This is a genomic window from Vibrio litoralis DSM 17657, assembly GCF_000426765.1.
Taxonomy (GTDB): Bacteria; Pseudomonadota; Gammaproteobacteria; order Enterobacterales; family Vibrionaceae; genus Vibrio; species Vibrio litoralis.
This window is the reverse complement of record NZ_AUFZ01000016.1, coordinates 1-24,730: the sequence shown is the minus strand read 5'-3', so window position 1 is coordinate 24,730 and position 24,730 is coordinate 1. Positions and strand designations below refer to the sequence as shown.

Below are 24,730 nucleotides of genomic sequence, written 5' to 3'. Positions count from 1 at the left end.
ATTTTTCAGCATAATTTACCCTAAAACAGCAAAACTTTTTAACAGTTACAGCGTCACTTATTTACAATGTAAATACTCTTTACTACGGAACGATTAATTAAATAGATAAAATTACGGTCATTGTCGAATCAACATAAAAGTAATGATAAAGCAAGCAGGCTATTAACAAATAACCAATCGATAAGAGGGGAGGGTAAGATATAAATAAACAAATTATCAGGAACAAGCCAAACTAAGATTAACGATACAAAAAATGAATGAATTGATTTGTCTATAGCCAGATATAGAAGTTAGCAGATAGGGAAAATACACCAATTTCAGCTTGTAACTATATACTCAGAGTTGCAGTGAGGCGACAAGTGAATGAGACCCCATGAGTTTAGCTTTCCTGAGTGATTAGGGCCCATCACCAAAGCTGCAGCTTCAAGTACGATGGATATATACACAACATAAGTGAAGAATATGAATGAAATAGTCTAAAATTAGGATTTTCAAAGCGATAAATTGTCCATTAATCTCTAAAAAATAAATGAATAATACAATTTTAAGCCAAGCTGGATCGATAAAACAGCCTTGATCATAGTTCCATAACTGCGATGGAAATGGTCACAAACCTCCATACAAAAGTTGATATATTGAAAAACAGGGATCATTTCTATTTTAATCGGTCATTTATCAAATATAAGGTGAATATAGAGGAAGCATGATCAAGGATTAAAGTGTTCATTCACTTTAAGATCACTTTCGGATCGATGATCAAGCATAAATAAGCCTCGGAAGCATGAAAAGCCTTGTATAGATTACATTGAGTGTAAATTGAAGTGACATTTTTTATCTAAAAACACGCTTTAGTGTCGCCAATCAACGACTAATAGCCTTGATCAATCTTTCTAGCAGTAGAGACAAGCTATAATAATAGAAGGAACGATGAACTATAGTGCTCCAGCTTGATCATCGTTCCATAAGCAATAAAAAGTGAAAAGCAGACTATATTTCCATTTTTAACTAAATCGGCTGTTATGATCTGTGGATAACATGTCAATAGTAGGTGATCATCGTTTCACTATTTGTTTGATCATGCTTCATTAAATTAATGATCATGCTTCTGTATCAAATTGATCATGCTTTCAATTAAGTAATGATCATCGTTCTGAATTCTCTATGATCATGCTTTCAAACGATAAAAAAATAACTTATTTATATTCATGGACTTAAAAGTGAAATCCCAGCCAGATCATAAGATCATATAACCATTTAAGATCAAATAAACATAAAGATCAGTTATTAAAAGAAAAGCATTTTTTTCTTTCTTTTTTGATCTTTTTTATTTATTCTTTTGGAACTATATTAGATTTACATCCAATGACAAATGGAATTGATATGCCAGCCCAAGAAAAGATCTTGATCAAATTACCTAGAAATCACAAAGATGGTCACTTATTTCAGATCTCAGAACACACTATCGATTGGATTGAGCAATATCAACATTTCAAAGGTGTTACCAAAAGCATTGTTGAGCTATTAAATTTAATTTCTCTTAAAGGCTTATCCAGCAAAGATGGTTTAGTTTCTACCACTGAATTAATTGAAGCCACTGATGGACAATTAACTCGCGCTGCAATTCAACAACGATTAAGGGCCGCTGTCTCTATCGGCTTATTTGGTCAAATTCCAGTTCGATTTGAAGAAGGTCTTGCTGGCAAAACAATGCTCCATACCTTCGTGAATCCAAATCAATTAATTTCTGTACTTGGTTCTACCAGCTTAAAAACAGATTCCACTCGCCAAACCGAAAAGCAAAAACGTTCTAAAGCGCTGGCGCAAACTCAAGTGAACCGTCAATTGCTCAATGAACATGGTTTATATACGCCACCAGCAATGCGTGATGAAGCGGATCAATTTGTGGTTTCACCGACCAACTGGGCGGGTATTATAGATCAGGCTTTAGCACCACCAAGAACAAGAAAAAATTATCAAAAATCAATGGTTTCTATTTCTGGAACCCGAGCGGTCATTGAAACACGATCATCAAAAAATATCATGACGGTTGACGATCTCATGACCCTGTTTGCTTTGTTTACACTAACCGTTCAATATCATGATCATCACCAGGATGATTATCATATGAATGCTAAACAGATGCCAAATAAAACCCCTTTGTATATCACTGATATTTTGTCTTTACGTGGTAAAAAAGACAGTGGACCAGCACGGGATTCAATCCGAGACAGTATTGATAGAATCGAATTTACTGATTTTCAATTGCATGAATTAACAGGACGCTGGCTCAGTGAGAATATGCCAGAAGGCTTTAAGAGTGATCGTTTCCGTTTTATTGCTCGTACGATCACGGCATCAGATGAAGCACCAACAGAAAATGCCTCGGGCGAAATTAGAATTAAGCCTAACCTGTATATTTTAGTTTGGGAGCCTTCATTTTTTGAAGAACTATTGACCAAAGATTACTTTTTCTTATTCCCCCCAGAAATTCTGAAGCAGCATACCTTGGTCTTCCAACTGTATACCTTCTTCAGAAGCCGTCTGGTACGTCGTTTAACTGAATCCATGCTGCTTAGTGAGATTAACCAGAAACTCGCTCGTAACATCGAATGGCGTCGTTTTTCGATGGATCTTATTCGTGAATTAAGAAAATTATCGGAAGGCAAAACAACAGAGGATCTTTTCGTGGTGAATTTATGGGGGTATCACTTAACGATCACCACCATAATGGATAAAGGAAAAGTTCAAGATTATCAGATCAATATCCGCTGTGACGCTGAAGAAGTACTGAGATTTTCACGTGCTCGCACCACCAATGCTGGCAAGCGTAATATGGCTCCAACACTGCCAAATCCATTACGCCATGAGTTGGTTTCTAAACAAAAACTACAAGAGTTAGCGGAAATTATTGACGGTGAGTTTGAACCGATCCAACGAAAAGATCCGTCACCAAGAGGCCGCCTAGGTCGTCGCGTGAAGCTCAAAAAGCACCTTGTTGAGATCAATGCCGATGAGTTAACGATCACTCTATCTAAATATACCTCACCACAAGCTCTAGAACGCAGTATAACGGCGTTATCGGCAATGACTGGTCATCCATTCGCTTCAATCAAAGAAGAATGTGACGAGCTTATGAGTAAACTAGATTGGTTGCATGTTGGCGAGGAAGTGCTGCCATACGAAACATTAAGTAAAACCATTGAGTTATTTAATCAAGAAACCAAATCTAAACATCTTTCGATTGAAAGACTAATTGCAGGGCTTGCTGTACGACGTAAAGTTTGCAAGCAAGTGTTTGATGGTCATCTTGATGAAACGGTTATGCGTGCATTAGACGAAATGGCGAATGTTTCTTAATTAATTAGATTCAAATAGTTAGCGTTAAAACTGAAAGCATGATCAAGGAAGTGCTTATTCATGTTTTTGGAACGATGATCAAGTATTAAAAGATCAAGTTGTATGCTTAAAGGCTACTTTGATCTTTATTTTTCATGTTTAGTTCTCCTAACGGTGTCATAAACGCAATATGCAGCTCTATGAGCTGATAGCTTTCTTGCTGCCACTCTGGTTGTCTTTGGCAAAACTCCAACATCATCACTGTTAATTGATCAAGATAAGCGGCTCCCCAATATCTTAGCTCGATTTGAGTATGTGGATTGGCGGTTATGCTCTGTAAGCGAGCATAAGCCAATTGAGTATACTGGTAAGCTAATTGGTGGTGTTCGAGCCCATCAAAATAACGAAATAGCTGTAAACAACCATCAAACCAAAATATTATCGCTTTAATATGTGTCTCTGATAATGGCTCCGATTCCGACCAAAGTTGTGGAGGAGGGGAGTGAATAAGAGACACTAATTCTGAAATATTATGACTGCCTGTATCTTGCTGCTGACATTGAAGGCGAAATAACCAAGTGCTGAGTTCCATTGCGAGCCTCTTTCTTGGATGAGTATTTTCTTAGTGTAGCCGATTTGATCGGATGACGCTTATTTAGACAGGCTAAAAATCTCACTGAATATTGATAAAAAAATATAAAATTTGCACTTCTTGATCTTGCCAGCACAAAAAAATTACTTAAAATGCGCCAATCTGCTATTTATTTTTAAGTGATGGTTTAATTCCTAAATATGACCGGTGAAATAGTCATGTTTAGGATGGTGAGATCTTTGACGCTACACCCAGTTAAATAGAAACAAAAGCGGTAAATGGAATGGAAAGCGCAACTTGTTTCTGAACTCTGAGTTTAGTCACACTCTGTATTTTATTTACTTAACAAGTGGGTATGGGTTTGCTTAATATCCACTTTGTTTCCACATGGTTTCTGGAGGTACTTATGTCGATTAATTCAATTGTTCATGATGACATGACTGGAATTGCAACAAATTGGGACAACAAGGATGATTCGAATTCTCAGGCAACGCCAAAGCAAATGAAAAGCGCAGAAGCGCGACGTCGAATTGAAATGTTAAAAGATATTCGCGAGTGTGGTCTAACGCTAGAAGAAGCGAGAGAGCTTGGCTTACTGCATTAAGATGATTAACTAACTTCAGATTAAGTTAGTTAAGTTGATAAAGACAGGGTGTTTATTCATTCTGTCTTTTTATTTTCTGTTTTGGAAGTTACTTGGGTATAGGTATAGCAATATGGTTTGTTTAGTAAGGTAGTTGAATTACTTGCCGCTAAATATCTCAAATTTACACTGTAAACCGATGAATATCTTTTTATCATTTGCCCCCTGATATGGTATATTCCTGTGACTAACGACTCTTGAACATAGGCCATTTCAATGTCTATAAATTTATCTTTGTTGCCTCCAACTGAGAAAAATAAAATCGAATTAGATAAACAAGCTTCGTATGCGGTTTGGCAATTAAAGCAAGCAAAAGCTGGGCCTGAATTATTGCTAACTGAGGCTGAAAAAATTCGTAATGAAGATGAACGTTTATTCTTCGAACAAGCAGTCCAAAAATACAAACGGATAATGGGTGTCGCTTAAATCGCGAATTCGTTATCGGTATTCATAAGAGACATATTGCCAGTTTGCTTGAATGGTAATAGTGATACGCAAACTCTTATGATAAATATAACGCGTTAAATTGAATCAGAGAGAACATTCCCATGGGAAGAAGTTTTGAAGTGCGCAAGGCCTCAATGGCAAAAACAGCTGGCGCAAAAATTAAAGTTTATTCTAAATACGGTAAAGAGATTTACGTTGCCGCTAAAAATGGTGGTTCAGACCCTGATATGAACCTATCTCTTAAGCATCTTATTACTAAAGCGAAAAAAGATAACGTACCTGCTCACGTTATCGAAAAAGCGATTGATAAAGCAAGTGGCGGTGGTGGTGAAGATTTCCAACCAGCACGCTATGAAGGTTTTGCTCCTGGTGGCGCGAGTGTGATCGTTGACTGTTTAACCGATAACGGCAATCGTACCTTCCAAGATGTTCGCCAATGCTTTGTTAAGACAGGCGCAAAAATTGGTAGCCCTGGTACGGTCGCTCATATGTTTGACCACCAAGCTGTATTCCAGTTTAAAGGTGAAGACGAAGAAGCGGTATTAGAAGCGTTAATGATGAAAGATGTGGATGTAACAGATATTGAGCTAGAAGATGGCGTGATTACTGTTTTTGCTCCTCATACTGAATTCTTTAAAGCGAAAACCGCACTAAATGAAGAATATCCAGATCTTGTTGTAGATGTTGAAGAAATTACTTTTGTTCCGCAAAACCATACACCAGTAACGGGTGATGATGCGGTTAAATTCCAGAAGTTCTTAGACATGCTAGATGATTGTGATGACGTTCAACAGGTCTATCACAACGCTGAATTAGAAGGCTAAGTGAGCCTGTCTAATAATTTAAGAAAGTGATAAGCAAACACCGAGCAATTAAAGCTCGGTGTTTTTATTTTTGAGGAAACGAATTTTATATCATCGATTGGAAAGTGGTTAATCAGAAAATATTTGTTTCCAATCTTGCTTCATATCCACTACGTTCCAGTTGTCTTTTTTAGCTAATGGAAGCGCTTTTTCTAAATGACCCACGGAAGAGTTTTTATCATAAGCCCATTCACGCTTTTCATCGGTGTGGTGAATGAGTAGTGCAAAGCTTGAATACGATGAACTTTTTGTCCATTGCAACATTTCTAAATCCCCATCAGAGTTACCAGCTGCGAAAACAGGCTTTTTACCGATATAGGTTTGAATAGTTAATGGCTTTTGAGCTTTATCATTATTCACATTTACTTCAGGTAAACGCATGATGGTAGGTTTGCCATTAACGAATTTGTATTCAGTTTTCACTGAAGAACCTAGAATTTGCTCTTTCGGTATACCATAAACTTCCGGGGCCCAAGCTCGCATAAAATCAACACCACCGCCGGAAACAATATAGGTTTTGAAATCATTTTGTTGTAGGTAATGTAGTAGCTCTAGCATCGGTTGATAAACCATTTCAGTAAATGGGCGTTGGCTATCGGGATGACGTGCCGTTTTTAGCCAAGCTTTTACTGATGCATCAAATTCTTCAGTGCTCATTCCCGTATGGCTCGCCATTACTATTTTCACTAGACCATCCATGCCTGATTTTTTAACGCCTTCAAGATCGCCTTTTAACACGGATGCAAAAGGTTCTTGTGTTTTCCATTCTGGATGTTGGTTCGCTTTTTCTTTTATTTGTTCTAGTGCGAAGTACAGTTGGAAGTAAACCGGTTTTTCCGCCCATAGAGTTCCGTCATTATCAAATGTCGCAATACGATCGGATACAGGAATAAATTGTTTTGAGTCGAGAGTGGTGGTTTGTTGAACATATTGAATAATACTTTTTTTAGTTGCGGTATCATTCCATGATGGTAGGGGATCAACCTCAGTACTGGCGAATACTTGATGACTTATTACAGTGACCATCACCACACTTAATATCCGTAAAAATTTCATAATGTGTCCTTAATTAATACGAGCAATACGTTATTTTTTGTCTAACTTGATAAAAATAAGGCCTGCGATTAGTGGCAGGCCTTATATTACGCTCAGTTAATTACTTAGTGGTGGGAGCTTCAGACAGTTTCTTCATCACGTCATCTAAGTTAAATGTTGCTGGTGTTTGGCTTGGTGGAAACTCTTTAAATGTTTCTAAGAATTTCGCCACATACGCTTGAGCCGGCACATATAAATAAACATGATCCATTACCCAATCCCAATAGGTATTAGATGTGATATCGGCTTCTTCATATGGGTCTGAACGTAGGTTAAATAGCTTAGGAGTACGCAATGGTGTGAATGGGTCGGCCCATAAAGCTAGGGTCCCTTTCGTGCGTTGTTCCATAAAGACAATTTTCCAACTTTCATAACGAAGACCAACTAATTGGCCATCATCATTGAAGTAGAAGAATTCTTTACGTGGTGACTCTTTTACTTTACCGGTTAGGTAAGGTAGTTGGTTATAACCATCTAGGTGAACTTTGAAGGTTTTATCCCCTACTTTTTTACCTTTAAGTAGCTCTTCTTTTATGTTTGTTTCACCCGCAGCGGCGGTTATTGTTGGTAACCAATCAAGACCACTGACAATACCATTGGCAATGCTGCCTGGTTTGATGTGACCAGGCCAACGGATCATAGCAGGAACACGGTAAGCACCTTCCCAGTTGGTGACTTTTTCACTACGGAATGGGCTATTACCAGCATCTGGCCATGTGTTTTTATGTGGGCCATTATCAGTGGTATATAACACAATGGTATTATCCGCTACGCCTAGATCATCAAGTTTTTTAAGAATAGCGCCGACTTGATTATCATGCTCAATCATACCATCAGCATATTCAGTACGTGAGTTAAGACCAGGTTTATCACGATTTTCTTCTTTGACGTGAGTACGGAAGTGCATACGAGTTGCGTTCCACCAAACAAAGAATGGTTTATCTGCTTTAACTTGTTTTTCCATGAAATCCATTGCCGCAGATGAGGTCTCTTCATCAATGGTTTCCATACGTTTACGAGTCAGTGGACCTGTATCTTCAATTTTTCCGTCAGAATAAGAATGAATCACGCCACGTGGGCCAAATTTCTTTCTAAATTCAGGGTCTGTCGGGTAGTTACGTTGCTCTGGTTCTTCTTCGGCGTTTAAATGATAAAGGTTACCAAAAAATTCATCAAAACCATGTTGGGTAGGTAGGAATTCATCGCGATCACCTAGATGGTTTTTGCCAAATTGGCCAGTTGCATAACCAAGTGGTTTTAAGAGTTGAGCAATAGTCACATCACGATCTTGTAAACCCACATCAGCACCAGGTAAACCCACTTTAGCCAAACCAGTACGCAGTGTTGATTGTCCTGTAATGAAGGTAGAGCGACCCGCGGTGCAGCTTTGTTCTGCATAATAATCGGTGAAAATAACACCATCGTTAGCAATTTTATCAATATTAGGGGTGTGGTAGCCAACAAGACCCATTGAATAGGCGGAAATATTGGTTTGACCGATATCATCACCCATGATGACTAAAACATTTGGTTTATCCGATGCCGCAAAGCTACTAAATGAAGCTAATGCCCCACTTATTACTATTGCCGTCTTAAAAAAATTACGCATGAAATCCTCCAGCGCGATAGTCCATGAAAAGGTTGGTAAATACCATTCCTTCCGCTTAGTGTTGTTCACAAGATATTTTATCGCACAACCTGATGATGAAATACCCAACACTAATAAGTCTAAACCATTTGCTTAAAATAGCAGGTTTTGTTTTTAACTAATTGTTTATATTTAATTTTATTGGTTTGTTAATTTCCTTTTTTGATTTTTTAAGTGATTATAAAGGTTATAACCGGAAGTTATTTTTTATCCGTATATACTGCAATAAAGGATGTTTTTTTTGCGTGATTATATGAGGTGAACATGACAATAAATCGTGATTCTATTAAATATTTAGTCGAACATGTTGAACAGTCGGTGATTGGGCAATCTCATGTGGTTAATGCTTTAGTCATTGGTTTATTAACCGGTGGGCACATATTATTGGAAGGTTTACCAGGCACGGCGAAAACTCGTTCAGTAAAGGCGTTAGCCAATGCGTTACAAACTCAATTTGGTCGAATTCAGTTTACTCCCGACTTATTACCTTCTGATGTGACGGGAACCGAGCTATATCAAGAGGTGGATGGTCACCATCAACTGCATTTTCAAGCAGGGCCTATTTTCAATAACCTAGTGTTAGCTGATGAAATCAACCGTGCGCCGGCAAAAGTTCAAGCTGCATTACTTGAAGCCATGGCTGAAGGCACCATTACGGTTGGGGATAAAACGCATCAATTGCCAGAGTTGTTTATGGTATTGGCGACTCAAAACCCGATAGAACAAGAGGGCACTTACCCGTTACCAGAAGCGCAAATGGATCGCTTTTTATTGAAAGTGAATGTCGATTATCCGAAGGCAAATGCCGAGAAAGATATTATTCGTTTAGTGCGTAGTGAAGAACAAGGAAGCCTACAATCCCAGATTACCGATGACTCAACTTTTCAATTTGATATTCAAATGGTGTTTGATGCGCGCAAAGAAATTGCCGCGATTGAAGTTTCTGATATGGCTGAAGATTACATCGTTAATCTAGTGATGGCGACTCGTACACCAAGCGATTATCCCGATTCGTCGTTAAGCCAATGGATCCAAATAGGCTCAAGCCCTCGCGCCTCTATTGCTTTGGATAAATGCGCTCGTGCTCACGCTTGGCTTAATGGGCGTGATCATGTGACACCGGATGATATACGAGCCATGGTTCCTATGGTGATGAGCCATCGTTTTATCCTCTCTTATGATGCGCTTGCCGATGGCGTGACTCACCAGCGAGTGATTGATGAGTTATTAAGTTGTGTGGCAATAGGCTAAGAGAGGCAATATGGCGGCGCAAGACTTTGATCCTAGAGTATATTGTGAGTTCTCTCGTTTAGTTCATCTTCAAGCTCAATCCCATGCTTTTAGCTTCTTACCGCAAATGAATGCTGGCACGGCCTTGGCGGGGCGACATAATTCTCGCTTTCGAGGAAGAGGGCTGAATTTTGAAGAACTTCGTCATTATCAATTGGGCGATGATATTCGGAATTTAGACTGGAAGGTAACGTTCCGCACCGGCAAACCTCATGTAAGAACCTACACTGAAGAGAAAGATCGACATGTATTGGTTGCTGTTGATCAACGTAGTGGGATGTTTTTTTCCTCACAAGATACGATGAAATCTGTCGTGGCTGCTGAAATTGCTGCATTAACGGCATGGAGAGCACTTAAAGATAACGATCGCGTGGGTTTTAGTTTTATTACCCCTAACCATATCAGCCATCATAAAGCTCAACGTTCACAAAATGGTTTGTTAAGGGACCTCAATGAGATGGCTCGACATAACCAAGCATTAAACATTGAATCTAAGAATGCTAGCCATGTGCACTTTAGTGATTGGGTGAAAAGTATCGCTCAATTAAAACTAAAAGGGGCAACCATTGTGATGATCAGTGATTGGAATGATGCGACTGAATTAGATATTAAAAGGCTGCAATACTTACAACAACACAATGATATTTTAAGTTTGATGGTATCAGACCCTATGGAGCAATGGCTTCCTGAGCAGATAACCAATAGCCGTTGGGTGATTGGTGATGGGCATTACCAACTTAGTTTAGATACCGCTTCAAAGATTGATACGGCTAATGAAACTCTCCGCTCCACAAGCCATATAAAACGCGAGCAATTAGCTAAAATTATGGCGATCAACAATTTACCTTTCATTGATTTGGATACACGTGGAGAACATATCAGGCAGTACAAGCGCTCGATAGGGGGGCAGATATGAGCAACCAGCCAACCCCACCATCTACTTATATTTTGAAGCAATTACATGATGTCGGATTACCTGATCCGGTGAGCTGGTGGCCGCAAACTATTGGTTGGAAAATACTGTCTGCCATTGGTTTGATATTACTTTCTATCTGGTTGTATAAGCGAGCTCAAAATTGGTGGAAAAACCGCTATCGACGTGAGGCTATCGAGGTCATTAACACACTAGATATCAATAATCCTCAATTTGAGTATCAAGCTTTTGTGATCATCAAGCGTGTGATGGGTTACCTCAACCCTGCGGATCAAGCTTTGTATGGTGAAGAATTTCAGACAGCTTTAAATGCGTATATTCCCTGTGATCACTCGAAGATGGAAAACGAGTTGCTTAGACGGTGGATGCAGTCACTTAACAGTCGTAAAGAAGCGCTGAATATAGAAGAGAAACAGCGAGTTCATCAACATTGTTTACTTTGGATAAGAGAGCACCAGTCACAAGGAGCTAGAGCATCATGATGTCATCACTTGAATTTGCTAGCCCTCATTGGTTTTGGATTTTGCCTTTGCCGATATTGGTTTATTTCTTACTGCCTGCTTATCGAACGGAACAAACCGCGACCAAAGTCCCTTTCTTCAACTTACTGATAGAAGCGATAGGGGAAGAGCCCTCGGAAGGTGCGACACAACTTAAAGCCAGTTGGTGGCAACGTATTGCGCTGGTTATCACTTGGGGATGTTTAGTGATTGCCTTAGCCCAACCGAAAGTGTTGGGAGAGCCTCAAACGCGTGAAAGCATGGGGCGAGATGTCATGGTTGCTGTGGATTTATCCGGCTCGATGTCTGAACAAGATTTTACCGATCAACAAGGTAACAAAGTTAATCGTTTGGATGCAGCAAAAGCCGTATTACAAGATTTTGTGGCAGAGCGTAAGGGCGATCGTCTAGGGCTGATTTTGTTTGGTGATGCCGCTTTTATTCAAACTCCTTTTACGGCGGATAATAATGCTTGGTTAACCCTGTTAGAGCAAACTGATGTGTCGATGGCGGGAGAGAGTACTCACCTTGGTGATGCGATTGGTTTAGCGATTAAAACTTTTGAGCAAACCACACCAGGCTCAGAACGCCAAAAAGTGACAATAGTGCTCACCGATGGCAATGATACTGGTAGTTTTGTCGAACCTATTGATGCGGCGAAAGTTGCTGCTGCCAAAGGCGTTCGTATTCATGTGATTGCCATGGGAGATCCAAGCACCGTTGGTGAACAAGCCATGGATATGGATATCATCAACCATGTTGCTAGCACGACAGGTGGAAAGGCTTATCAAGCAAAAGACAGTGAGGGCTTAAAGCAAGCTTATGCCAGTATTAATGATTTAGAGCCGCAACTTTATGAAAGTATGACTTATCGACCTAAAGTTTCTTTGCAGCATTATTTTGTGATGGTGGTGATTGTTTTATATTCAAGTCTATTTCTTATCGCGACGATTAGGAGGGGGCGTTCGACAGGTCGATCTCAGCCTACGAGTGATATAAATACACGGGAGAGCAAGCATGTTTGATTCTCTGGTGTGGCAGCAGATTCTAAGTCAGTTTCATTTTATTCGCCCTTGGTGGTTGGTGGGCTTCATTCCTTTAGGGATTTTATGGTGGTTACGTTGGCGAGATGAAGATAAACCTCAGTGGGCTGAAGTATTACCTGAACATTTACGTAAAGTATTAACACTTGGTGAACATGGTTGGAAAAAGCAATTACCTCTGAAAGTATTAGCGCTATGTATCTCTATCGGGTTATTGATTTGTGCAGGCCCTACATGGCAAAGAGAGGCTTCACCATTTGGCGAAGACAAAGCCGAAATGGTAGTGGTTCTAGATAATTCGGAGTCAATGTTAGAAACCGATCTACCTCCGAGCAGGCTTGAGCGAGCTAAACAAAAAATACGTGATCTATTAGCCTTACGTGCTGGTGGAAAAACCGGTTTAGTGGTCTATGCGGGTTCAGCTCACACCGCAATGCCACTGACTCAAGATAGCGCGGTATTCACACCATTTTTAACTGCTATTAGTCCAGATATTATGCCGGAATCGGGAAAGTTCGCAGATAAGGCGCTACCGATTATTGACCAACTATTAAAAGGCAAATTAGGTGGAACTGTCTTGCTCGTTACCGATGGTGTAACTCCTCAAGCTATTGATGCTTATGCACAATTTTTTCAAGATAAACCTTATCAGTTATTAATTTTAGCCGCTGGTAACCCTGATCTTGTGGTCAATGACCCTATTGATATGAATTCGCTTAAAGCCTTAGCAAGTGAAACGAATGGTCGATTAGTCATGGCTTCAGTGGACGACAGTGATCTAAAAACGCTAAACAATGCAATTAAACGCAATATGCAAATAAATGGTGAATCAGCCATGCCTTGGAAAGACATGAGTCACCCTCTCATTGTTGTGTTAACTATCCTGACGTTATTGTGGTTTAGAAAAGGCTGGTTGGTGCAATGGTGCCTAATTGGTGCATTATCGTTGTCATTTTTACCATTACCTGCTCAAGCTTCCGTTTACTTACAAGCGAAAAAGCCAGCAGCGACCCAAAAGATCACAACTTGGCAACGGGTTTCACAATGGTGGGTGGACCTATGGCTCACCCCAGACCAGCAAGGTCAATGGCTTTTTAATGATTTGAAGTACCTTGAAGCGGCGAAACATTTTAACGATCCGATGCGTAAAGGTATTGCGTATTACTATGCGAGTGAATTTAAACTGGCTCAGGCTGAGTTTATTGAAGCCAACTCGGATGTGAGCTTATATTACGCGGCAAGTGCTCTCGCTCATCAAAGAGAATATGTGGCAGCTCGTAATTTGCTTCGACAGCTTGCAGCAAAAGAAGATATCGCTCCTCGCTTGCTAAAAGATATTCAGCATAACTTACAAGTGATCAACAATATTGTTGAAGATGTGAATCGCATGAGTCAAAGCCAAGCGGGATCAGCTGAAGGGCCGGAAGCCAGTAAAGAGCTTGGCGATCAACCTCAAACTGGCGAAGGGGCGGAAGAGCAAGTTTCTGCCCAAGCCATGGAAAAAGAAACGTTGAACGCTGAACAAATTTTGGGGAGCGATGAATTAGCAGATAAATGGCTCAAAAAAGTCGATGCCGATCCTAAAAGTTTCTTAGCTCGTAAGTTTATGCTGCAACTGCAACAACCTAGTGTGCCGTCAGAAAACGAAGAGGTGCCAGAATGAAGCGATTAAGCTTAATGCTGACTTTTTTGGGCTTAGTTTTGCTCGGTATTGTTCCTATTGCGCAAGCTGATGAAGTGTCGCCTTCTTCAAGCCCATATTCTGTTTCTGTGAAAACCTGGATTGGCCCTGAACATACAACACAATCAAGAGATTCAGAAAAAGTTTACGCAGTGAATGAGCAAATTGTACTGACGATTGATGTTAGTACACCACGCTGGTTCTTGGGGCCTACGACGATTGGTAAAATTGATATCCCTAATTTGATCGTTAAGCAAAGAAACCAGCTTGCGACGAATTATACCGACCGTAAAGGAGGGGTTACATGGTCTCATCAACGTTGGGAAATCACATTGTATCCTCAATCTTCAGGGACTTTTACGATTCCTCAAATCCCCGTGACAGCAACGATTGCCGGAGAAGGCGGTAAAAAAACACAAGGTACGGTCACGACACATGAGTTCAGTTTTAAAGCCGCCTTACCAGATGCTCAATTGACCGATAAGAAGCAGTGGTTTGCCGCAAGTAAGGTCAGCGTTACACAAAACTGGCAAAGCAGTCATGACCAATTAAAAGTGGGAGATACTATTACCCGCACTCTCACAATCACCGCGGATGATTCACTTTCCATTTTATTACCACAATGGTTAGAAGGACAAAGCACTCCTCATTATCAGGCTTATGCTGATCCCGCTAAATTAGTGGATAAAAGTGTTCGCGGAGATTATCAATCGACCCGTGAAGACAAAGTGGTTTATGTGATGCAACAAGGTGGAGAAGTAACATTCCCAGATTTTAATGTTGTTTGGTGGAATAGTGACAAGCAAAGGGTTGAAACGATTCATATTGAAGGAAAGTCGTTTCAAGTGAAGCATACTTTACACTCCTTTCTTAGCGCCTATTGGTTTGAGATTAGCTTATTCGTATCTGGTTTGGTGGCTATTGTTATCTTGGTGCTTGGAGTAGGGCGTTATTATCGAGATCGTCCGTTGCCACTGTTTATTCAATTTAAACAATCTTTGATAAACAAAGACATCAAAACCGCACGCTTATTGCTGTATATCAAACTTAAAAAAGTAATGAATAAAGATGCTTTTTTTCAAGTAGATGATTTGCAAACGTTGACGGAACGCATTGCTGATTCTGACGCTGATAATAAGCAACTCAAAGGTTACTGGAAATTAATTAAAGCCAGAAAAGCACAGCAAAAGAATCTACTTCAACCACTAAAGTTGAAAAACGCATTAGATAAAATATCGGACAAATAAGACGAATACGTCAAAAACTTGTTTGTCATTGTGTTAACTTATTGTAATTGAAATGAAATCAATCTTGTTTGTTTTAGGTGTCAGCGTATGAAGTCTGCAGATTTAAACCTTATCCCGATATTTATTGTGATTTATGAAGAGTTAAGTTTATCGAAAGCGGCAAAACGTCTTGGGATAAGTCAACCTGCGGTAAGTAAAGCTTTGAAGCGCTTGCGTGATGTGTATGACGATCCTCTTTTTCACCGATCAAGTTTAGGCGTAGAACCTACCTCATTTGCCATGGATATTTATCCATCTTTTCAAGCGGCGTTAGATAACTTTAGCGCCACTTTATTTGCTTCAACGGAATTTGATCCTAAAGTTTCGAATAAAACATTTTCTATTGCTTGTGTTTCTGTGGTGGGTAGTGAGTTGTTTAACCACTGCATTCAATTAATCCAACGCATAGCCCCAAATATTAACTTAGAAATACACCCATTATTTACTCAAGATTATGAGAGTGATTTACGGTTACAGCGCTATGATTTAATTATAGATATCACCCCACCAGCTCGTTCAAACCTTAAGCACGAAGTGTTATTAACCGAAAAAGGCTGTGTTGTGTGTCGGAAAGGCCACCCTAGGCTGATCAATAACACCCTTACCTATCAGGCTTTTTTTGCAGAAGAGCATATTGCACTTTCTCAGTGGAGAGTCAGAGGTAGTATCTTAAGTGATGAACATATGAAGTTTATTGAAAAGAGAAATATTCGCCATCGAGTTCCCGGGGCGGCAGAAATGTTATCGCTTATTTCTACTACTGACTTTATTGGTATTCTACCTATTTCGACGGTGCAATCTTTTCAAGGGTTATATCCCGTGAAACTATTATCGCTTCCTTTTGACAATACCGAGATGACGTTTAGTGCAATTTGGCATCCAAGCCGAACTCAAGATACAGCGCATCAGTGGTTACGAGAGCAGCTTCACAAAGCATTAGAATATAAAGATAAAAGTGAAAAACATCGTATGGGAGAAGTAGAGTACTAACGGCTTTGTTTTATTCTTGCTGAAACTCGCACCTTGAAGTTACTTGGGTATAGACTATCGAAAGAGCCGATAAAAAAGAGTTATATGATCTATAACTAAAATAACAAGTTAGTTTAAAGCACAAACATAGTACATCAATGTAAAATAATAATAGTCATTTGAGGGATCTATCAATGGGGTTTATGTGAAGTTTATTAGCCAGTTGTATCTAGCGATTATTTTAAGTTGTATCAGTTTTTCTAATCTAGCTAATACAGAACATGCCTCTGAATCTTGTGCCAGTTGCCATCAGAAACAAGTTGAAGATTGGAAGCAATCCGATCACTTTCATGCCATGGAACAAGCCACCCCAGAAATTAGCTTAGGGCAGTTTGATGGTCGCAGTATTCAATATTTAGGTAAGCCTGCAACCTTTACTCAAGATGATGACAACAAACTGTGGGTGGATTTTGTCGATGAGCAAGGCAAACAGCATCATTTAAATATTATCTATACCTTTGGTTATAAACCTCTACAGCAGTATTTATTCGATGCGGGTAAGGGGAAGTGGCAATTTATTCCTTTTGCTTGGGATTCTCGCTCTCAGCAAGAAGGTGGGCAACGTTGGTTTGTTCTTCATCCTGATGAAACCCCCAATGATACGTTTCATTGGACTCAAAAGGGACAAAATTGGAATCAGATGTGTGCAGATTGTCATGTGACTGATTATAAGAAGAATTATGATGCTGAAACCAAAACCTATAAACCTGAGTTTTCAGCGGTTAATGTCAGTTGCAATGCTTGCCATGGAGATGATGCGAAACATATAAAATGGGCAAATGGTGATAAGAAGATTGCCAACAAAGGGTATGACGTCAATATCAAGATGCGTACTCCTATGTTCCATAAAAATGAAAATGGGAAAATGGTTTCTGTTCAGCCGCTGGTGGATAGCCAACAAGTGGATACATGCGCCAGTTGCCATGCTCGCAGAGCTCAGTTACAAGATCGCACGTCACCTCAAGATATTGTGAATGCGTTTACGCCATCACTACTGTCTTCCGATCTATATTATCCTGATGGTCAAATTTCCGATGAGGTCTATGTTTGGGGGTCTTTCATGCAAAGTAAAATGCATGAAAAAGGCGTCACGTGTACCAACTGTCATAATCCTCATTCCGGTAAATTAAAGTTGCTTGGCAATGATACTTGTACGCAATGCCACACTAAGACGGAATATGATACGGATTCCCACCATAAGCACGCGAAATTTAAGCAAGGTAATCAGTGTGTTGATTGTCACATGCCAGCCACAACCTATATGCAAGTAGACCCGAGGCGTGATCATAGCTTTAAAGTGCCAAGACCGGATTTAAGTATCTCGACCGGCTCGCCGAATGCTTGTACGCAATGCCATCAAGATAAAGATGATAAGTGGGCACAACAATCACTGAAAACGTGGTACCCGAATAGTCAGTATCAAGGTAGTGCGCATTACGGTAATGTCTTTCACCAAGCAGATACTGGCATGCTGACGTCCAGCACCGAGCTATCTAAAATTGCTCAAGATGCCAATTATAGCGATATTGTACGTGCTTCAGCATTGAGTCGCATGTCGGCACTTCCTGATGCCAATGCCATGGTGGCGATTGCACGCGCAGTTAAAAGTGATGAGTCATTAAAAAAACTAGGGGCGATTGAAGCGGCGGAAAACTTTCCGATAGCACAACGATGGAGTTTATTGAGCCCATTATTATCTGATGATGCGTTATCGATAAGAACAGAAGCGGCGCGCGTTCTTGCACCTGTCGTGCCGGATCTTGCCCAATCTGCAAAACTCTCGGCTCAAGAGCGAGATAAATTAAATGAGGTGCTTGATGAATACCGTCAAGTCCAGGCCTATCAAAGTGATCGTGGTTTCTCGTATGCGGCATTAGGGAGCTTGGCGATTAACTTAAACCGTTTAGATGAAGCGCAAAATCATTTCAATCAAGCAATCAAAGTTGAGCCGAATTTTGTGCCAGCTTATGTGAACTTAGCCGATGTGTATCGCCGTCAAAATAATGAAGCAGCAGCTCAGAAAGTGTTATTAAAAGGTGTAGAGATCGCACCGGATAATGCCTCGCTCTATTATTCTCTAGCCATGAGTTATGTGCGTAGTCAGGATAAAGCGAAAGCGTTAATCGAGCTGGAGCAAGCAACATTAAAAGCGCCGGATAATGTAAGGTATCACTACACTTATTCACTACTATTGAAAGACCAAGGTCAGCTGAAAAAAGCAGTTGCAGCGTTAGAGCGAGCTTATCAGTTATCTCCAACTAGCCCTGATCTTACTTATGCTTTAGCGCAGGAATATGCGGAATTAGGAGAGTATTTTTCTGCATTACAATATGCGCAGAAGTTGAAAAAATTAGTGCCGAATAATCCTCAAGTGGATGCCTTTATTCAGCAATTGAAGGTTCAAGCAAATAAGTAAATGACCAATATTAGTGTCATTAGAAAGCCCGAATTTAACCTATTCGGGCTTTTTTACTTGTGTTTAGAGTGGCGTGTTAATCGAAGAACTTACCGCAAGGTGTGCCATCACTATCGAGTTGTAATTGTTGATTAGGGCAGTGTTGGTAGAAGTAGGCCGCTTCTGCTTGAGTCGACATTTCATTGCACATTTGTCGACTATCACAGGCGAAACCTTGTTGTGAGGGTTTGTTTGATGACGCTGCACTACCCATATCAAAAAATGCCGCTATTTGAGGCTTGTAATCAGCATTATTTTTGGGCGCGCTTTGGTAAAAAAATTGCCAAATAGCTAATCCAACTAAGATGATGAAGGCGATTTTTTTCATGGTGAGTTTGCGTAGGTCTTTGCTTGATTAATGACCACACCATGGAGTAGTTAAATAATAAAGCCAAGGCGCAATAGAATACGTCTTGGCTTTTTGCGATTTAATTCTCAGTTCTGTTTTATCTCTTTCACACCATACAAAAGTTCTTGGTTGTGGCTAACGTTAAGCTTCCTAGTCACTAAATCATCAAATAGTCTGAATGGTTAAATTATTCAGCCATTTACGTTTTAAATAACGTGTAAAACATAGACTTAGTTTGACGATTTCTTCTGAGATCATTAGTAAGTACACCCAAGCAAAGCTTAATTCTGCGACAAAAGCGCCGTAAGCGGTGAGTGGAATGCCGACCATCCACATGGCAATGAAATCCATGCGTAAGCAGAAATGGTTCTCGCCACCAGCGCGTAATATACCGTTGATGATCAGCATATTAAGCATGCGGATAATAATCGCAAAACTCATCACCACAAAAGCCGGATCAGCAATGCCGCTGAAGTTAGGGCTATCGAGATCCAAAAAGGTGATCACATTGTGTCTTTGTAGCAACATGATGACGCAAGCGACCACTCCCATCACTAAAATGCACTTTATGAAAAACTTCGACATCGCTTGTGCTTGTAGGTATTCATCTCGCCCTAAAGATTGGCCAAGCAGTACCGAGCAAGCCACTGAGATACCCATAAAAATCGCATAACATAAGCCTTCAAATGGCCCAATCATGCTGTAAACGGCTAGCTCTGTGGTTCCCATGTGGCCGTAAATCATCTGGTAAGTGAGCGTACCAAAGGCCCACAATACCGCATTACACGCATTCGGTATTGCGAGTCGTTTATAAGATTGCCATAGGCGCGAGTTCTGCTTTTGGTAATCGCTGATGATTAACCAATGCTGTTGAAATTTTAACACCCCATAAATGAGCAGTACTTGTATAACGCGCGCAATAGTGGTCGAAAGTGCCGCACCCGCAACGCCCATTGCCGGAACTCCGAAGCCACCGTGAATTAACCAAAAGTTCAGACCAATATTAATCGCGATAGTAATCGCCGCTAGAATTAAAGGCAGTACCGCGTTACCACTAGAGCGTAAACTGGCTTCTGCGGTGATCACCCAGTGAGTCAACATAAGTAAAGGTAGGCTATACAACAGGTAGTCAGCACCTTGTTGGATCACCTGCATATCATCGGTTTGTAGCCGCATAATTTGCGAGCCGAAGCCCACCATTAAAATGGTTACCGGGATCATGATAATCGACCCAAACTTTAGTGATTGCATGGTGACAGTTTTAGCGGTTTCTCTGTCATCACGTCCCCAGTATTGAGAAACAAGGGTTCCGGTGGCGGTAGCAAGCGCTGCCATGATCATGATCGCCACAAAATGCCAACGTGACGCGATACCTACCGCGGCGGTCGCGGTTTGCCCAAAATCACTGACCATCAATACATCAGCCAGCGCTAAAATTGCCACTAAAGCACTTTGTAGCGCCACTGGAAACGCCAGCTTCACTACCCGAGAAAACAACTTAGGTGGCAAGTATGAAGTCGGTGGATTGGTTTGTATGCAAGAGTGTGGTTGAATGGACATAACGCATTTCCCTGAATAATGGCCATTGTCAGCAGAGTAGCCAAACTCGCTACGCTCGAAAAAAGCACAGCAATATGAATGGCAAATATAAAAGAGCCTTGGATAAACCAACATGTTTGAAACCTCGAAAAACCTGTGCAAATCCGTCATTGAACAAGAGTTGCTCAACCGTCATTGGCAAGATGATGTTTATCTGGCTGAAGCATGCAAAGAGCGCTTTATTGTGTCTTCTGAGATCCCTGAATTGAGTAATGAAGAAATTTCGATGGCAGGGCTAGGGGAGTTTTCACAAGGTTATTCAGTAGAGCGCCGTGAACCTGAAATTCATACGATTTTGTTCACTTTAGAAGGGGGAGGTTGCCTATCTACTCGTCATGGTATGCATCATATTCAACCCAATAGTGTAACCGTTCTGCCGCAAGGTCTGCCTTTTCGTTTTGAACTAGGTGAGCATCCTTATTGGAAAATGGCGTGGATTTTATTACCGCCGACCGAAAAATGGCAGCAAGTCCAACAAAGCAAACAAAAGGTAGAGCAGACTCATCTGAGTGAATCAGTCTGGTCACTACTTAATTTAACTCATCAAGAAATTCATGGACGAGCAACCTTTCGCCAGTTGCTATTAAGCGAATTATCTCGAGTATTAATGGGATCAACAGAGCTTAATCCATCGAATGCCGCTATGCGAGTGCACAGTGTGTTTAATCAAGTAGAAGCGCAGTTGCATTTGCCTTGGACAGTCAAAGAAATTGCTCAGAAAAGCTTTTTGAGTGAAGAGCAGCTTAACCGTGTTTCCAAGCAGCTATATCAACGTTCCCCAAGCCAAAAATTGATCCAATTGAGAATGGAAAAAGCACTCGATCTACTGCATCACCGCGATTGGAGCATTACCATGATCGCCCACCGTTTAGGCTATCCCGATCCGTATAATTTCACGCATCGCTTTCGGAAAATATACGGCATGTCACCAAGGGATTATCGCAAAACTAAACTATGATTTTTTGTAGAGCATCGCGAGCAACATGAATTTTCTTCATCTTCATTAGTAAATAAACGACATATCTATGCTGCGCTTAAAAGGTTATAAATTATACCAATCACACTAATTAGGTGGTCAGAAATTGCGCCGAAAAAATACTTGAGAACAAGGCGGAAGTTTTCGATAAGTAGTTATTCTACAATCAAAATTTCTAACGAAGTTATCGAGTCTTTTAGCAAGCAAGGATGATCAGATAATTAGTACGATTGGTATTAAGCACGTTATCTTTTCGGATATAGGGACAGTAATCGATATGAGCCACGAATTTTCATTTAGTATCAAAAGCATCAGTTTTGATGAAAACTACCAGCCAGCGCAAAGCACTCGCGCCACGACTAATTTCGCTAATTTAGCTCGCGGTGAAAACCGTCAAAACAATCTTCGTAATACTCTGAACATGATCACCGATCGCTTCAATACACTCGCGCATTGGGATAATCCAACTTGCGATCGCTACACCGTTGAACTTGATATCATTTCAGTGGACATGCACATTCAAAGCCATTCTGATCCTTTCCCATCAATTGAAGTGCTAAAAACCAGTATTGTCGATAACAAAACCGGCCAACGTCATCAAGGCATTGTGGGCAATAACTTTTCATCGTACGTAAGAGATTACGATTTTAGTATCCGGTTAAGCGAGCATAATAAAGATAAAGATCAATTTAGTATTCCCGCTGATTTCGGCGATCTTCACGGCAACATTTTTAAAGCCTTTGTCGATTCGGATCTTTACCGCGACCACTTCAGCAAGCGCCCAGTGATTTGCCTGAGCGTGTCAGAAAATAAAGTTTATCGAAAAACCACCAATCAACACCCTGTGCTTGGCGATGAATATGTCCCTAATGAATCCTCACTCACAGAGCAATACTTTCAAAAAATGGGCCTACAAGTACGTTATTTCATGCCGCCACAAAGCCGTGCGCCACTTGCCTTTTTCTTCTTTGGCGATTTGCTCAATGATTACACCAACCTTGAGTTGATTAGCACCATCAGCACGATGGAGACATTCCAAAAGATCTATCGCCCAGAGATTTACAACGCGAATGCAACTGCGGGTGAGCACTACCAACCTAGCTTGAAAAGCTCAAATCATTCGTTCACGCAAATTACGTATGACCGTGAAGAGCGCAGCCGCCTTGCTATTGAACAAGGTAAGTTTGCCCAAGAACATTTTATTAAGCCGTATCAATCTAGCCTCAAGCAATGTTTTAAAAGCGTCGCGGCTTAATTAAGTAAAGGATCGAATCATGAAAACACTTTTACCGACTTCAACCGCAGGAAGCTTGCCGAAACCATCATGGCTGGCAGAGCCGGAAACCCTTTGGTCACCATGGAAACTCGAGGAACAAGCACTTATCGATGGCAAGCATGACGCCTTACGCATTGCTCTGCATGAACAAGCCCAAGCGGGGGTCGATATCGTCAGCGATGGCGAGCAAACACGACAACACTTTGTGACTACCTTTATCGAACACTTAAATGGCGTGGATTTTATTAACCGCAAAACCGTGACTATTCGTAATCGTTATGAGGCGAGTGTCCCAGTGGTTGTCGGCCCTGTGAGTCGTAAAAGCTCGGTGTTTGTCGATGATGCAAAATTCCTCAGACAACAAACCACTCAGCCTATCAAGTGGGCATTGCCTGGCCCAATGACCATGATTGATACCTTGTATGATGATCACTATGGTAGCCGTGAAAAATTAGCATGGGAATTTGCCAAGATCTTAAATCAAGAAGCCAAAGAGTTAGAAGCGGCAGGCGTGGATATTATTCAATTTGATGAGCCAGCTTTTAATGTGTTTTTTGATGATGTGAATGATTGGGGGATCGCCTGTTTAGAGCGAGCGATTGAAGGGCTAAAATGCGAAACCGCTGTCCATATTTGCTATGGCTATGGCATTAAAGCCAATACCGATTGGAAGAAAACGCTCGGTTCAGAATGGCGTCAATACGAGGCAGTATTCCCTAAATTACAACAATCCAATATCGATATCATTTCACTGGAGTGTCATAACTCACACGTGCCAATTGAACTACTCGAATTGATCCGAGGTAAGAAGGTTATGGTTGGCGCAATTGATGTCGCCACCGATACCATTGAATCAGCGGAAGAAGTCGCCAATACACTACGAAAAGCACTACAGTACGTGGATGCGGATAAGCTTTACCCTTGCACCAACTGCGGCATGGCACCACTTTCCCGAGATATATCCTCAGCAAAATTGCGCGCCTTGAGTGCGGGTGCCCAAATTGTGCGTGATGAATTGGCTCTGAGTAAATAAACGTCACAATGGGTAGGGTAGTTAACGCGCTCTGATCCATTAAATTTGACACATATAAAAAATCCGATAAACACTGAGCTGTTTATCGGATTTTATAGTTTTAGTCTATGCGGGTAATAAAGGTTTGCTCATCATCCACAAAAGCAACAAAGCCACCGTGATAGATAAACACCCGACCACGCCCTTCAACTAGACAAGCAAGCTGTGGATTTAAATCTTCTTCATTATTAGGTCTTTGAAAAGTACCCGTATCGGTGATGGTGCCACCGAGTTTAGGTAAATATCCATAAGTGTGCTTAGCTTGATCAATCAGGCTCAATTCGCTGGTGGTAGAAAAGCAAGATGGAACATCACCGGCTTCTTCAATAAATAGTGTTTTCAGTTCTTCAAAAGCGGTAATCACCAGCCAGTCGATGTCGTTAACATGATGGATAAACATTACTTAAAATACCTAGAGTCTCGATAATTCTGATGCGGGGATTCTATCATTATCAGGGGGAAAGCATAGTAGGGATTGAGTGATTAAAGGCGGCGATTTGGATTCTCAAACATTATTAGATCGTCATTCCAGCCGAGCCTAAGCGAGAGCAGGAATCTACTTATCACGCGCTGAATATTTGAAGTGTTTTTTTTCGCAGATACCATTACACAACAA

General features: G+C 40.7%; 20 protein-coding genes and 2 pseudogenes. 16 read left to right on the top strand and 6 right to left on the bottom strand.

What is annotated here, in order from left to right:
• Positions 1-1,380 precede the first annotated feature (1,380 nt).
• Positions 1,381-3,357, top strand: coding sequence for a replication initiator protein RctB domain-containing protein (locus K358_RS0103370; protein ID WP_027695494.1), 1,977 nt, complete (start codon positions 1,381-1,383; stop codon positions 3,355-3,357).
• 106 nt (positions 3,358-3,463) lie between these two features.
• On the opposite strand, the gene K358_RS17985 is transcribed toward K358_RS0103370, so the two are convergent.
• The gene (locus K358_RS17985; protein WP_051241153.1) at positions 3,464-3,928 is read right to left on the bottom strand and encodes a hypothetical protein; all 465 of its coding nucleotides are present in this window, start codon (positions 3,926-3,928) and stop codon (positions 3,464-3,466) included.
• A gap of 406 nt (positions 3,929-4,334) precedes the next feature.
• Here K358_RS17985 and K358_RS0103360 point away from each other — a divergent pair, with 406 nt between their 5' ends.
• From K358_RS0103360 to K358_RS0103350, 3 genes are all read left to right on the top strand, one after another.
• Positions 4,335-4,532: a hypothetical protein gene (locus K358_RS0103360; RefSeq protein WP_027695493.1), complete on the top strand. Its 198-nt coding sequence runs from the start codon at positions 4,335-4,337 to the stop codon at positions 4,530-4,532.
• A 255-nt stretch (positions 4,533-4,787) separates the two neighbouring features.
• Positions 4,788-4,997, top strand: a complete 210-nt coding sequence (locus tag K358_RS0103355; protein ID WP_027695492.1) for a DUF3283 family protein — start codon at positions 4,788-4,790, stop codon at positions 4,995-4,997.
• 122 nt (positions 4,998-5,119) lie between these two features.
• Positions 5,120-5,842: a YebC/PmpR family DNA-binding transcriptional regulator gene (locus K358_RS0103350; protein ID WP_027695491.1), complete on the top strand. Its 723-nt coding sequence runs from the start codon at positions 5,120-5,122 to the stop codon at positions 5,840-5,842.
• A 108-nt stretch (positions 5,843-5,950) separates the two neighbouring features.
• On the opposite strand, the gene K358_RS0103345 is transcribed toward K358_RS0103350, so the two are convergent.
• Together K358_RS0103345 and K358_RS0103340 are read right to left on the bottom strand one after the other, a co-directional pair.
• Positions 5,951-6,937, bottom strand: a complete 987-nt coding sequence (locus K358_RS0103345) for an HAD family hydrolase (RefSeq protein WP_027695490.1) — start codon at positions 6,935-6,937, stop codon at positions 5,951-5,953.
• Positions 6,938-7,037: 100 nt separating this feature from the next.
• Positions 7,038-8,585 carry an arylsulfatase gene (locus K358_RS0103340; RefSeq protein WP_027695489.1) on the bottom strand — a complete coding sequence of 516 codons (1,548 nt, stop codon included), beginning with the start codon at positions 8,583-8,585 and terminating at the stop codon, positions 7,038-7,040.
• Between the two features lie 303 nt (positions 8,586-8,888).
• Between K358_RS0103340 and K358_RS19550 the strand changes: the two are divergent.
• From K358_RS19550 to K358_RS17975, 9 genes and pseudogenes are all read left to right on the top strand, one after another.
• Positions 8,889-9,480, top strand: a pseudogene (locus tag K358_RS19550) (AAA family ATPase); the annotation flags it as partial.
• A gap of 77 nt (positions 9,481-9,557) precedes the next feature.
• Positions 9,558-9,875: pseudogene (locus K358_RS19545) on the top strand (AAA family ATPase); the annotation flags it as partial.
• Between the two features lie 10 nt (positions 9,876-9,885).
• Entirely contained in the window at positions 9,886-10,830 is a 945-nt protein-coding gene (locus K358_RS0103330; protein ID WP_027695487.1) for a DUF58 domain-containing protein, read from the top strand.
• Positions 10,827-11,330, top strand: coding sequence for a DUF4381 domain-containing protein (locus K358_RS0103325; protein WP_027695486.1), 504 nt, complete (start codon positions 10,827-10,829; stop codon positions 11,328-11,330). The genes K358_RS0103330 and K358_RS0103325 overlap by 4 nt, the downstream gene beginning before the upstream one ends.
• Positions 11,327-12,373: a vWA domain-containing protein gene (locus tag K358_RS0103320; protein WP_038149633.1), complete on the top strand. Its 1,047-nt coding sequence runs from the start codon at positions 11,327-11,329 to the stop codon at positions 12,371-12,373. Before K358_RS0103325 ends, K358_RS0103320 begins: the two co-directional genes overlap by 4 nt.
• Complete coding sequence (locus tag K358_RS0103315; RefSeq protein WP_027695484.1) at positions 12,366-14,054, top strand: VWA domain-containing protein; 1,689 nt, start codon at positions 12,366-12,368, stop codon at positions 14,052-14,054. Before K358_RS0103320 ends, K358_RS0103315 begins: the two co-directional genes overlap by 8 nt.
• Positions 14,051-15,319, top strand: a complete 1,269-nt coding sequence (locus K358_RS17980; RefSeq protein WP_038149630.1) for a BatD family protein — start codon at positions 14,051-14,053, stop codon at positions 15,317-15,319. Before K358_RS0103315 ends, K358_RS17980 begins: the two co-directional genes overlap by 4 nt.
• Positions 15,320-15,406: 87 nt before the next feature.
• Positions 15,407-16,348: a LysR family transcriptional regulator gene (locus tag K358_RS0103305; protein ID WP_027695483.1), complete on the top strand. Its 942-nt coding sequence runs from the start codon at positions 15,407-15,409 to the stop codon at positions 16,346-16,348.
• Between the two features lie 184 nt (positions 16,349-16,532).
• Positions 16,533-18,803: a tetratricopeptide repeat protein gene (locus tag K358_RS17975; protein ID WP_038149627.1), complete on the top strand. Its 2,271-nt coding sequence runs from the start codon at positions 16,533-16,535 to the stop codon at positions 18,801-18,803.
• Between the two features lie 76 nt (positions 18,804-18,879).
• Here the strand turns inward: K358_RS17975 and K358_RS17970 are convergent, their stop codons facing one another.
• Entirely contained in the window at positions 18,880-19,170 is a 291-nt protein-coding gene (locus K358_RS17970; protein WP_038149624.1) for a hypothetical protein, read from the bottom strand.
• Positions 19,171-19,356: 186 nt separating this feature from the next.
• A complete protein-coding gene (locus K358_RS0103290) occupies positions 19,357-20,751 on the bottom strand; it encodes an MATE family efflux transporter (RefSeq protein WP_027695482.1) in 1,395 nt (464 codons plus the stop codon).
• Between the two features lie 112 nt (positions 20,752-20,863).
• Here K358_RS0103290 and K358_RS0103285 point away from each other — a divergent pair, with 112 nt between their 5' ends.
• The 3 genes from K358_RS0103285 (at position 20,864) to K358_RS0103275 (ending at position 24,075) form a co-directional block, all read left to right on the top strand.
• Positions 20,864-21,748 (top strand): helix-turn-helix transcriptional regulator, encoded by an 885-nt coding sequence (locus K358_RS0103285; protein WP_027695481.1) that lies wholly within the window; start codon positions 20,864-20,866, stop codon positions 21,746-21,748.
• A 295-nt stretch (positions 21,749-22,043) separates the two neighbouring features.
• Positions 22,044-23,021 carry a DUF1852 domain-containing protein gene (locus K358_RS0103280; RefSeq protein WP_027695480.1) on the top strand — a complete coding sequence of 326 codons (978 nt, stop codon included), beginning with the start codon at positions 22,044-22,046 and terminating at the stop codon, positions 23,019-23,021.
• A 19-nt stretch (positions 23,022-23,040) separates the two neighbouring features.
• Positions 23,041-24,075: a methionine synthase gene (locus K358_RS0103275; RefSeq protein ID WP_027695479.1), complete on the top strand. Its 1,035-nt coding sequence runs from the start codon at positions 23,041-23,043 to the stop codon at positions 24,073-24,075.
• 100 nt (positions 24,076-24,175) lie between these two features.
• On the opposite strand, the gene K358_RS0103270 is transcribed toward K358_RS0103275, so the two are convergent.
• A complete protein-coding gene (locus K358_RS0103270; protein ID WP_027695478.1) occupies positions 24,176-24,514 on the bottom strand; it encodes a hypothetical protein in 339 nt (112 codons plus the stop codon).
• Positions 24,515-24,730 lie beyond the last annotated feature (216 nt).